We start from the raw sequence: 12,609 nt of genomic DNA, 5'->3' as shown, positions 1-12,609 counted from the left end.
ACGTATTAACAGTTATAAATCCAGCATGAATACAATTCACAAATGATTTTTTTGATACAGGCTTACATCTGCATAATAAAATTACGATCTGTGATTGCTATTTGCCAAATATCAATCGACAATGAGAATCATTACCATTTGTATTTACTACTTATCATATTTTGAGTATTATGCAGCCCAATCATTAACAAGCGGAGAAAAATGATGTTAGGTTTTAATCTTAAAATCGCGCAAAAGAGTTTGCTGTGCATATTATTAGGCAGTGCTTTTAACTTGCAGGCAGAAGTTGTCACGGTAACGGATATTGCGGGTCGTCAAGTGAGCATTGACAACGAAAAAGTTAACCATATTGTTTTAGGTGAAGGTCGTTTAGCTTACTCGCTTGCCGTTTTGGATAAAGAAGCCCCCTTATCTCGGGTCGTTGGTTGGAAAGATGATCTGATTAAGTATGATCCTGATGCTTATAGAAAATACAAAGAAAAATTTCCCGAAATAACCAAAATAGCCAATCTAGGTAGCCCCTATTCTGGCGATTTAAACTTAGAAAAGCTCATTATTTTAGATACCGATCTTTTTATCCTAAATTTAGGTAATTTACTAAAAGCACAAGAAAGTGGATTACTAAAAAAACTTGATAAAGCTGGTATTAAAGTTGTATTTGTCGATTTTCGTCAACGCCCGACACAAAATACAATTCCCAGTCTATTACTCTTAGGTAAGGTACTAAATAGAGAAAAACAAGCCAACGAATTTGTTGATTACTATATTCAACAAATGCGTAAAGTAAGCAGCGTAGTACAGACAAAGAAACTAGAAGAACGCCCGCTTGTTTTTATTGAGAAAGCTGCAGGTTACGATGCAGATGCATGTTGTAGTACGTTCGGTAATGCTAATTTAGGTAAGCTAATTGATGAAGCTGGCGGTATTAACTGGGGAAGTCGTAAATTCCCAGGTTACTCTGGTAAAGTCAATCCTGAAGCGCTTTTCACTGATGATCCAGATATCATTATTGGTACCGGAGCCAACTGGGCTGAGGCTAATCCAAATACAGCGGCAGTGTTATTCGGTTACGAAGCCACAGAGGCATTGGCACAAAAACGCTTAAAAGCACTATCAGAGCGTAAAGGTTGGTCCGCACTAAAATCGGTTAAAAATAAAGAGTTTTACTCTATTTATCATCAATTTTATAACAGCCCTTATCACTTTATCGCCCTACAAACCTTTGCAAAATGGTTTTACCCCGAGGATTTTAAAGACTTAAACCCTCAGGCTAATTTCAAAGAATTACACGATAAATTCTTGCCCATTGATTTAACCGGTGTTTTTTGGACGAAACTAGATTAACAATAAAATTAAATTAGTTTCAATATATGGCGAGCTATCAGCATAGCTCGTCCTTTGTTATAGAAAGGTCTAAAATGCGCCAATTAAGTTATATAGATAACGGTTTAAACGCCACGAATCAATACCAGAAACGTTCGATAAAAAAAATTCGTCTCATCGGATTAATTTCGGGATTATTACTTTTAAGTGTCTTGGTTGATATTGCCACTGGCCCGGGCAATTTTCCTCTAGCAACCGTATTAGATGTCATTTGGGACAAAACGTCACACGGCATTAAGCTTGAGGTGATTATCTGGGACTACCGCATGCCTGTAGCGCTCACCGCACTGGTCGTTGGCGCGATGCTTGGTATGGCAGGCGCTCTGATGCAAACTATCTTAAACAACCCACTGGCAGAACCTTTTACCTTAGGTATTTCGTCTGCTGCCAGCTTTGGTGCTGCACTTGCTATTGTGATGGGCGTAGGGTTAGCCCCTAATGTCGGCTCTCTATTGGTGACTGTAAATGCCTTTATCTTCGCACTTTGTACTTGCGCTGTACTGTTAGGAATGACACGCATTAAAGGCGTTGGTACACAGACCATAGTGTTATTTGGTATTGCGATATTTTTTGCTTTTAATGCACTGTTAGCAATGATGGAATATTCTGCATCAGAAACCCAGTTACAACGTATTGTGTTTTGGATGTTAGGCTCTCTCGGACGTGCTAGTTGGCAGCAGCTCAGCATGGGCTCGTTAATGATGGTGATTGTTCTGCCATTTTGTATGTCTCGAACCTGGCGACTTACAGCCCTTCGCCTTGGTGATGAAAGTGCAATAAGTATGGGGGTAGATGTCAAACGACTACGTATAGAGATCCTTATTTGCATCTCTCTATTAGCCGCAACAGCGGTAGCATTTGTCGGTATTATTGGTTTTGTCGGGCTAGTCGGACCGCACATTGCAAGAATGTTAGTCGGTGAAGATCAACGCTATTTTTTACCTTTATCAGCGATGCTTGGAGCAACCATGTTGTCGATCACATCGATTGTCAGTAAGACGCTGACACCGGGTATTATTTATCCAGTCGGTATCATCACTGCACTTATCGGCGTACCCGTATTCTTGATTATTATAATCCGTAATTCAAAGGAGCGATTCGAATGAGTTTAGTGCTAAATAATTTGAATGTTAATTATGGCAGTAATGAAGTATTAAAAAATGCTTCTATCGAAAGTTTAAACACAGGATCATTCACCTGCTTACTTGGTCCCAACGCAGCCGGAAAGTCGACATTATTCAAGGCTATTGCTGGATTGGTAAAACCATCATCCGGAAGTATTTTTTTGAATGATGTAGATATATCAACATTAAGCAGAAAAGAGCGAGCGAAAAAAATTGCCTACTTACCGCAATCTTTTCACTCTAATGTATCTTTGACTGTATTTGAAAGTATTTTATTGTCATTAAAGCACCAATCAGCCTGGCGCGTAAAACAAACTGACTTACTTCAAGTATCCACAATCTTAGAACAACTTTCTATCTCAGCATTAGCCGATAGGGATATTTGTGATTTAAGTGGCGGTCAACAGCAAATGGTCGCGATGGCAAGAATTTTAGTACGTTCACCCGAAGTTATTCTTCTCGATGAACCAACCAGTGCCTTAGATCTACACTATCAATTATCGATTCTATCTGCAGTCAAAGAACTTACTATCACCAAAAAAATAATCACGGTAGCAGCATTACATGATTTGAATCTAGCCGCTAAATTTTGTGATCAACTGGCTCTATTAAGTGATGGCCGGATAAAAACTCAAGGAGAACCTGAGGACGTACTCGGGTTATCAGTATTGGCTGAAGCCTACAAAGTAACAACCTCGTTAGAATTAACATCAGGCGGTTATTTGTATGTTGATGCTCAGTTAGCTGGTTAATGTTTTAGGACTAATCTAAAAAAAAGCGACTCTAAGAGTCGCTTTTTTATTTATCGTCTTTATTTACACTTAATTATTTAAGTACTATTTTTTCTTCGCTGGACGGCGGCGACGTGGTGGTTGTGAACGTTTAGGTACATAACCTAAGATAGACTCAGGGATACCAACTTTCGCTTCAAAACCTTCAACTTCTTTACGTTCGATAACATGGTCTAGTAATTGTTCGATAGCGCATAAGTTACGGAAATCATCACGAGAAACAAATGAAATCGCTTCACCTGCTGCACCAGCACGACCAGTACGACCAATACGGTGAACATAATCTGCTGCTTCTTCAGGTAAATCGTAGTTTACTACACGGTCTAAATCATCAATATCAATACCACGAGAAGCAACACCAGTAGCAACAAGTAAGCCAAGATCACCGGCTTTAAATTCTGCTAGTAACTGCTCACGCATCGCTTGACTACGGCCACTGTGGAATGATTCAGCTTTAATGCCACGCTTTTCAAGTTGGCTTACTAACTTGGCTGCACCACGTTTTGTTTCAATAAAGATTAACGCTTGCTTCCAGTCATTTTCAATAATCATGTGGCTAAGCAATGCCGATTTCACATCTTTATCAACAACAGTTAACCACTGGTCAATCTGTTGTGCAGTTGTATGCTCTGGTTCAATCGAAATTTCCATTGCATAGTTAATTGCTGTTTTTGCCAAGAAACGTACTTGACTAGACAAAGTAGCTGAGAACAGTAAGTTCTGACGTTCTTGCGGTAAACGCTCGATGATTTTGTTGATATCGTTAACAAAACCCATGTCTAACATTCTATCCGCTTCGTCGATAACTAGTACTTCTAGTTCGTCAAAGTGAAGCGCACGTTGATGAGCCATATCTAATAAACGACCAGGCGTCGCAACTAGAATATCAACACCTTCAATAAGGCGTTGTTTTTGTGGTTCCATATCAACACCACCGTACATCGCCATAGATGTAAGGTGTAAATTTTTACCGTATTGCTCAACGTTTTCTGCTACCTGAACTGCCAGTTCACGAGTTGGTGTTAAGATCAGCGCACGAATACGTTTAGCACGTAGTGTATGTTTGTGGCTGAACATTTGTAATAGTGGTAATACAAAACTTGCTGTTTTACCCGTTCCTGTTTGCGCTGCTGCAATCAGGTTTTTACCCGATAAAATAGCCGGAATTGCTTTTTGTTGAATCGGCGTTGGTTGCTCGTAGCCTAACTCAGCTACTGCTTGGGTAATTAATTTGTTTAATCCAAACTTAGAAAATGGCATTTGTAATCTCAGGTATTTGATAAATAAGTAAAATAGGTAAACTGTTAGGATTGGAATAAGTAACAGTTGGATATTGGCGTGCATTCTAACACGAAGCGAGGACTAGCGGGATAATTTAACGTTTACTGCGTTTATTTCTATACATGCGCTTATCCGCTTGCTCAATCATGTCTTCAAGCACTGTTATCTGTCCATTATTAAATGTTTGGTAACCATAACTAACCGATGTTACGCCACCGACATCGAATTCTGATGCTGCAAAGTTATAACACCCTAGTATACGTGAACAAAGCACGTTTAATTGTGCATCATGAATACATTCATCATTAAACGACGTCATAATGATAAACTCATCACCGCCTATACGCGCAATAATATCACTTTCCCGACCATGTACGTTTAATACGTTAGCAAGGTTGATAATACATTGATCACCCACTTGATGACCCTGTTTATCATTAACTTTCTTTAAATTATCAATATCAAGGTAAACAAGACCAATCGTCTGCTTTGCCCGTCGTGCGTCTTTAATGCGCTGTTCACCAAGAAAAGATAACCCTCTGCGGTTATAAAGACCGGTTAATTCATCCGTTAATGCTAGCTCACGGATCTTCTGACAATCACGTAGCATTTGTAAATCTGCGGTAATTAACCGACAAAACTGTGCCAGTACCTTAAGCAGCGCTGATGAATTCTTCGTTTTTTTGGTATCAATAATACAGATAGTGCCAAACAATTCACCACCAGGCCAAAATATAGGTAAGCCACAATAAGAACGAACTTTACCTTCCACCACAAGCGGCGATGATGTCCAGTAAGGGGCGAGCTTCGCATCTTGTATATTCACCCCTTGCTTGGTTTCAATAATATTTCGACAAAAACTATTCACGTCCCATGGCCATGAGTCATTACGAGACAGAAAATTGTCTTCATTTTGACTCGCAACAACCACATTAAATTCATTTTGACGTAATTGCACAATCGTACCACACTCAGAATCAAACAATTCAGCAATCAGATCCACGGTTTGCTGCCACTTATCGAGATCAATAATATTTTGCTGCGAACGAGATAAACAGGCTTGGTTATCAATCATGGTGACCTTCCTTTTCATACCAGAATAATCATTTTGAAGCTGAAAATAGCAATTAAAGATATACCTCGGCTTTATTAACTAAAGCATTAATAATCGTATTATGGGTAAATGACTCGATGTTTATGTCATATTATAAATAAGTGTTTAAACGAATATGAATCAATACCTTTTCACCATTAACACAAAGAGCCCTTAAGTTATGCTTGACGCCATTAAAGAATTCATCAATCCAAGTGAAAATTCCAATTTATCAAAAGCATTCGAGTATCAAAATACGCACTTACCAACATTATGGTTACTGGGTAAAACAGGCGCAGGTAAATCGTCATTGATCCAAACGATTACTGGCGATAGTGATGTTGAGGTAGGTAATGGTTTCGAACCTTGCACAATGACATCACACGCTTACAGCTACCCTAAAGCGACCCCTTTACTGCGTTTCCTTGATACGCGAGGATTATCAGAGGCGGACTACGACCCGGCTGAGGATATTAAGATCAGTGCGCAACAAGGCCATGCTTTACTTGTCATAGCCAAAGCTGAAGAACCGGAACAAAGCGATGTTCTTAATGCACTAAAAAAGATTAAAAAACAAAATTCAATCAAACAGATTTTAATCATTCATACAGCCGTTAAACAACTCTCTGCTGATGAACAAACCAAAACAGTACAATATAACCAACAGCAATTTGAAAAAATATGGGGTGATGAACTGCCCTACCTTGAAGTCGATTTTGAACTCTCGGACGGCGACACATTTGGCATTCCAGCTTTAAAAAATAAGCTAACGGAATTACTGCCAATTATCCAACAGCTTAACGACGTACAACAACACGCGGATACAGAAAGTGCTAATTTTCAAACGTTAAAAACAGAAGTACTCTGGTATGCAGGTTCGGCTGGGGCAGCAGATGCAATTCCTGCTGTTGGATTGGTTGCAGTGCCGAGTATTCAGGCAAAAATGCTACACAGTTTAGCTAACCAATACGGTATCGATTGGAATAAACAAGCTTTTGCAGAATTTATCGGGACCTTAGGTTCGGGTTTTGCTTTCCAATATGCATCGAAGTTCGGTATTCGCCAATTAGTAAAATTAATTCCTGCTTACGGACAAACCATTGGTAGTGCATCTGCCGCCGTGATCAGTTTTGCATCTACGTATGCCATTGGCCGTGCGGCTTGCAAATACATGTATCACAAAAGCAAAGGGGAAACGGTGTCGAATAAAGACATGCAAACGGTATACAAAGACGCACTATCAAATATTAAAGAGGTAGCGAAAAATGAAACGCGTTAAAAATAGTCTCGCACAGCTTAATAACCTCTCGGCGGGTGTAACAACAGTACTTACATTAGCGGTATTCCTGCCCATACTTGTACTATGTGGTTTTGGTTTATACGCCATTATTCAATATGGTTATACCCTGCAGTTTGCAATTGTATTAGTGGCTACATTTCTCATCTCTTATATCCCCCTATTACTATTACGTCGAAAAACACAACTGAAAGCCGATGAATTGCTCATATCTGAAGACCGTTTATCTGAAGGAAGAACCCCAGAAGACAGCTTAGTGAAAGCCTCTGCCGATTGGTCTGATGCCGAAAACGCCATTTGGCAACGTCTTAACCAAAAGATTGAAACGCAGCTCGCCGAAGATGATGAATGGGGCTCGTTAAAAACACACGGCCTTGTTATCGCAAATACCACAGCTCAAGCATTTTCCCGTGCTGACTTTCAATTTTCAGTCACCGACGGATTAAAGCTATTAGAGGAAGTAAGCCGCCGCTATCGCGTCATTCTCAAAGAAAACGTGCCCTTTGTTGAAAGTATTAAAGTCTCACACTTAAAGTTTGCTTATGATCATCAAGATCAAATTGAAACCGGCAAGCAAGCCGCAGACTTACTCAGTAAAGCGTATCGTGTTTATCAATTCATCAACCCCACAGCAGCGATAGCGAAAGAAGTGCGTAACAAGTTACTCGGGGATATGGCTGGTAGTGTCGGTGCAAATTTACAGCTCAATATGAAAAGAGCGTTTCTGCAAGAAGTCGCGGCAGTTTCAATTGATTTATACAGTGGCCGTTTTTCTATTGCAGAAAGCGATATTAACAAAAGCACGATCGCAGAGGAAGATGAAAATCGTCAGCCAGAGCAGCTTGAACCCTTACGTATTGCGGTAATCGGGCAAATCAGTGCCGGTAAGTCGTCGCTTATCAACACGATAAAAGGGGCGCTGGATGCAGAAGTAAGCGCACTGCCCTCCACCAGCGAAGTGCATGTTTATAGTTGTGCAGTGGGTGATATTGAAGTGCTAAAGTTGGTGGATTTACCCGGCCTTGATGGTAATGAAAAAACCAGCAAAACAGTGCTTAAACATGTAACCAATGCGGATATGGTGTTGTGGGTATTAAAAGCAAACCAATCATCACGGCAACTTGATCGTCAATTCATGCTTCGCTTAGATGAGTTTTACGCGCATAAAGATAACTTACACCGTAAAAGACCTGTGTTCACGGGTATTTTAAACCAAGTGGATAAGTTAAAACCCTTGGCTGAATGGTCGCCACCGTATGATTTAGCCCAGTCTGACTCAGCAAAAGTAGTGACGATTAACAAAGCGATTGATTACAACCAAAAGTTACTTAACTTCGATACTATCATCCCGACTTCGTTTTCAACTGAATCGAAGACGTGGGGACAGGAAAGTCTAGCGCAACTGATTGCCAATAATGTGGATGAAAGCATTAACGTGCAACGTAATCGTCAACGTTTAGAAGGGAGAAATAACGGTGCATCTGAACAATTAAAACGTGTCTTTAAAGGCGGGAAAAGTTTGTTTAAAAACCTTATTTAAATAATGAAGGGAGGATAACTACTCCCCCCAGTATTAATGTGTAATGCAGAATACTTAAGTTGAGTTGAGTTAACTTAACGGAACCGCTTCAGCGACTAATTTAAGGTGTGCTAAAAACTGCTGTTTATCCATCTCACCAACAACACGTAATTGCTCAATTTCATTACCGTCACCATCAAAAAACAACATACTTGGCGGTCCAAATAATTTTGCTTTCGCCATCCATTCTGATTGCGGCTTGGTATTGTCCGTAATATCAAATTTTAGCGCATTAATTGCGGTCATTGCTATAGCAACACTTGGGTCTGAAAACACGTGTTTTTCCATCACTTTACACGATGTACACCAGTCTGCGTAGAGGTCGACCATAGTCACGACTTTCGGCGCTTGCAGATTATTAATCGCATTATCAATATTTTGTACCGACGCAGTTTTCATAAACAACGGTCGCGCGTCTTTCTCAGAACCCGTACTAATAGCGCTACGCTGGGTGATATGCTGCAGCGGATCAGCCATATCATCAGCGCCTGTCATCATGCCCACAAATAACATAGCGCCGTAAACCAAGGATACGAATACCACTACATGACGTAACCACAAACGACTTGCTTGAATATCAGTAATGTTATGAATGTACATAGCACAACTGATCATAAGTAATGCCCACAATCCAAGAGTCACACTCGGAGCAGCAAACCGGCTGATAAGTAAGATAGCGATCGCCAGTAGCATTACGCCAAACCCTTGTTTAACACGGACCATCCAAGGGCCGCTGCTTGGTAAGAATTTACCACCCGACGTACCGATTATCACCAAGGGTACGCCCATGCCTAATGCCATCACGAACAATACACCACCACCAAACAACCAATCTTGAGTGGTAGAAACATACAATAATGCCCCCGCCAGTGGCGCTGATACACAAGGCGATACCACTAAGGCTGAAATAGCGCCCATCATAAATACCGTTATAGCCTTCCCCCCAGTTAAGCGTTGCGATTGGTTATTTAATGCGACCTGTAAACGCGATGGTAATTGCAATTCATAAACACCAAACATCGCCAGTGCTAACAATACAAATAAACCCGAAAATATCACTAACAACCAGGTTTGTTGCATCGCCGCTTGTATATTAACGCCCTGCCCAACCGTCGCCATTAACACGCCAATCAGTGCATAGCTTGATGCCATACCCAACACATAGGCTAACGAAATATAAAAACCTTTCCAGCCCGTCATGCCAGAGCCTTGACCACCAATGATGCTCGATAAAATGGGGATCATCGGCAAGACACAAGGGGTAAAAGCAAGCCCTAAACCAAGTACGAAGAAAAGTAACAAGGCTTGCGCTCGTCCAGCCCCCGCTAACATACTCGCTAAACTTTGGCTGTCATTCGCTGAAGCCCCCGCCACACTCATCAACTGGCTTGACGCTGGACTGATAGGTTCAACAACAGACGGTATAACCGAGCTATTGGTCACCTTAGCTTCAAGTTCAATCACTTTACGCTGTGGTAAATAACATAAACCACTATCAGCACACCCTTGGTAGCGGACCTTAACACTACCACTTCCCGTAAACGGCAAGGTAACCGTTAGCGGTTGATGATAAACCTTCACTAAACCAAAATTAGGATCTTGTTTTTGTTCTGCGACAATTGAAAATTGTGGTTTAGCCAAGCTAACATTGCCACTCGTGACATTGAAAGAAAAGCGTTTGTGGTAAAGGTAATAACCCTGCTCGGTCGCAAACGTTAATACCAATTTATCGCCATCTTCAGCGCTTAATACTTGTGATGAAAATGGAAATGCTTGGTTAACCGTAAGGAATTCAGACTCAGCATGACTGCTCGCTTGCGTCTGCGCAATAGCGCTAACACTGGTTAACAGCAGCAACATGATACATAGCTGCTTCATTGCATCATTTAATTTAAAAAGTAACGTCATGATAATAAAAAATCCGTATTTTGATGAACATTCAACTGCTCATCAACTAATGCAAACCCAATTTCTTCGGGAACCGTTAAGCGAGGGTTAATCGTTAATGCTGTACTTATTATCCCAGCTTGCAATGCGCTATCAGCTACAACCGTCACTGAAATAACCTGCTGGTGAGTATCTTGTGACGCGAGAATATGAGAACTTTCTTGGTCTGAAAACTGTTGTCGTCTTGCATAATGCGCTGATGTAGTCAGTGCCTGATTACGTAGTGGTAAAGCAAACAGCGCTTGCGTCTGTTCATGCGGGTTAACCACTGCCACCACAAAGTCACTGCCATCCACTTTACAGCCCGAGGCACGAACATCACCACCAAAGTTAATTAACGCACCACTACTGGCTTGCTCTGCAATGGCTAACGCCTGATCAACGGCGACTTCTTTAATCACCCCACCGAGATCCAATTGCGTAATAGGGAAATGCATGATCAAGATATTATCTTCTATATCCCAGGCCGATAACCCCATATAAGGTACTGCATCTTGATAGACCTGTTCACGTGTTTTAGCATTGTTTTGCAATAACGTTTTGACCGTACCAACCGTAATATCAAAGATCCCCTGCGTCGCAATACTATACTCACGCACCTTAGTTAGAATATCCAGTGTCTCAGAGTCGATAACCACGCGTTTACCACTGCGCTGGTTAATCGTTTTCGTTAACATTGAGGTATCAGAATAGAAATTAAATTTTTCTTCTAAACGGCGTGTATTAGTTTCAATATCCCGTGCTAACTCCGCAGCTTCCGATGCAATCAAAGTCGCTTCGCAAGGTACTGTCATCGCCATAAAACGATGTACATAAGATTGCTTAATAGTCATATGTTACCCCTACTGCCCACCAGCGACTAGCATAACCATTACTCTGTTCATAATAAGCCGCTAATGCATTCATCCGCCATTTACTTGATAATTTAAGGCTTATACCCAATTCATAGGCATTGGCATTAAAATCACCCAAACGAATGTCGGTAGTGGCATAACCTGTTGAGGCGAATGTTGGATCGCTGGATTTTGGGTCAATAAAGAAATTCGCACCTTGCTGACTATACCAAGAATAACCCGGCGCCAGCATTAACCAATCCGTGATTTTGATACTCATTTTACCACCCAGTTGATGCGACATTACGCCCCAATCATCGGTGAAAAATTTATAACGCGGACGCACAACTACACGGTCAGTCACACTATAAAATGTTTGTACATTAATCCCTCCAGAAATACGTGTATCAGGGCGCGAGTCTTGCGCCAAAAATACTTCATCATCACTAATTTTACCGTCATCATCAATATCGACTTCACGTAATACTGTAAGATAATGATTGCTCAAATAACCACTTTTATAACCGCCGTAGGCCGTAAAGGTTGCATACAAATTAGGAGTGAATACTTGTGACATCCCTACTTCCATACTTGATGTAAAGATGTCTTTCCATTGCTGTTCATTGCCGCCATTTTGATATTCCTGAAACGCCAATGTCTGATCAGAAAGGACTGAACCACCAAGGCTAAATGAACGGTTTTTACTGCTGTCTGTATAGAGCAAGGCTTTCGCATTCGCGCCCATACTTTTATAATCATCTTCTTGTGAGTAGTTCACGCCCAGAGTCCATTCATCTCGGTCTTTATCCCGGAAGGTCACATTTGTTGCCGCAGAATAGCGCGTATCCTCTAACTCAACGGGACGCATCTCATAATTACCGCGGTAAGGGTCATAACCCGCACGGATGACTTCCGACGTCTTATCTTGTGCTTCTTGCGTACGTTTTCCCGCAATAACACCCGATGATGGCGTTGTCGGCACCCAAGCTGGTGAAGCTCCAGATACAGTGTCATAACCAAGTTCGGCTGTGATGGTCCAATCCAAACCAATATTCTTCTCTAGCGAGAGAATGTTGTCCCCGGCTTTGATCTTATCGCCGTATTCTTCAAAACTCAAATGATGGATCGATACATGGTCTGCAGCAGATACAGAGCCAGCAGCAAGGCCAAGTAGGGTTAACGGTAATTTTATATTCATTTTTATCATTCATCTTTAATTGATTACAACTGTGATTTATCAGCAATACCGTCTAAATCACTAGCTACAGAACAAGCGTCTAT

Annotated in this window: 10 protein-coding genes; 5 read left to right on the top strand and 5 right to left on the bottom strand. The window is 41.1% G+C overall.

The annotated features are described in order from the left end of the window. Positions 1-201 precede the first annotated feature (201 nt). From HWV01_RS08395 to HWV01_RS08385, 3 genes are all read left to right on the top strand, one after another. Positions 202-1,344, top strand: coding sequence for an ABC transporter substrate-binding protein (locus HWV01_RS08395; protein ID WP_249185483.1), 1,143 nt, complete (start codon positions 202-204; stop codon positions 1,342-1,344). 74 nt (positions 1,345-1,418) lie between these two features. Continuing rightward, positions 1,419-2,489, top strand: coding sequence for an iron ABC transporter permease (locus HWV01_RS08390; protein ID WP_211674945.1), 1,071 nt, complete (start codon positions 1,419-1,421; stop codon positions 2,487-2,489). After that, the gene (locus tag HWV01_RS08385) at positions 2,486-3,259 is read left to right on the top strand and encodes an ABC transporter ATP-binding protein (protein ID WP_211674944.1); all 774 of its coding nucleotides are present in this window, start codon (positions 2,486-2,488) and stop codon (positions 3,257-3,259) included. The genes HWV01_RS08390 and HWV01_RS08385 overlap by 4 nt, the downstream gene beginning before the upstream one ends. A gap of 84 nt (positions 3,260-3,343) precedes the next feature. Here the strand turns inward: HWV01_RS08385 and HWV01_RS08380 are convergent, their stop codons facing one another. Together HWV01_RS08380 and HWV01_RS08375 are read right to left on the bottom strand one after the other, a co-directional pair. Further along, on the bottom strand, positions 3,344-4,558 hold the full coding sequence (locus tag HWV01_RS08380; RefSeq protein WP_211674943.1) for a DEAD/DEAH box helicase: 1,215 nt from the start codon (positions 4,556-4,558) through the stop codon (positions 3,344-3,346). Between the two features lie 115 nt (positions 4,559-4,673). Continuing rightward, on the bottom strand, positions 4,674-5,654 hold the full coding sequence (locus HWV01_RS08375) for a diguanylate cyclase (protein WP_211674942.1): 981 nt from the start codon (positions 5,652-5,654) through the stop codon (positions 4,674-4,676). 199 nt (positions 5,655-5,853) lie between these two features. Between HWV01_RS08375 and HWV01_RS08370 the strand changes: the two genes are divergently transcribed. Next, positions 5,854-6,951 carry a YcjF family protein gene (locus HWV01_RS08370; protein WP_211674941.1) on the top strand — a complete coding sequence of 366 codons (1,098 nt, stop codon included), beginning with the start codon at positions 5,854-5,856 and terminating at the stop codon, positions 6,949-6,951. Continuing rightward, positions 6,938-8,509: a GTPase family protein gene (locus HWV01_RS08365; protein ID WP_211674940.1), complete on the top strand. Its 1,572-nt coding sequence runs from the start codon at positions 6,938-6,940 to the stop codon at positions 8,507-8,509. Before HWV01_RS08370 ends, HWV01_RS08365 begins: the two co-directional genes overlap by 14 nt. Positions 8,510-8,578: 69 nt before the next feature. Here HWV01_RS08365 and dsbD read toward each other — a convergent pair whose 3' ends face one another. Genes dsbD through HWV01_RS08350 form a run of 3 tightly spaced genes read right to left on the bottom strand, consistent with a single transcriptional unit; the run spans position 8,579 to position 12,526 of the window. Then, positions 8,579-10,456 carry a protein-disulfide reductase DsbD gene (gene dsbD, locus HWV01_RS08360; RefSeq protein WP_211674939.1) on the bottom strand — a complete coding sequence of 626 codons (1,878 nt, stop codon included), beginning with the start codon at positions 10,454-10,456 and terminating at the stop codon, positions 8,579-8,581. After that, entirely contained in the window at positions 10,453-11,328 is an 876-nt protein-coding gene (locus tag HWV01_RS08355) for an FAD:protein FMN transferase (protein WP_211674938.1), read from the bottom strand. The genes dsbD and HWV01_RS08355 overlap by 4 nt, the downstream gene beginning before the upstream one ends. Then, a complete protein-coding gene (locus HWV01_RS08350; RefSeq protein ID WP_211674937.1) occupies positions 11,318-12,526 on the bottom strand; it encodes a DUF3570 domain-containing protein in 1,209 nt (402 codons plus the stop codon). The genes HWV01_RS08355 and HWV01_RS08350 overlap by 11 nt, the downstream gene beginning before the upstream one ends. Positions 12,527-12,609: the final 83 nt, after the last annotated feature.

This window comes from Moritella sp. 5, assembly GCF_018219455.1.
Classification (GTDB): Bacteria; Pseudomonadota; Gammaproteobacteria; order Enterobacterales; family Moritellaceae; genus Moritella.
This window is presented reverse-complemented; position numbering and strand designations above follow the sequence as displayed.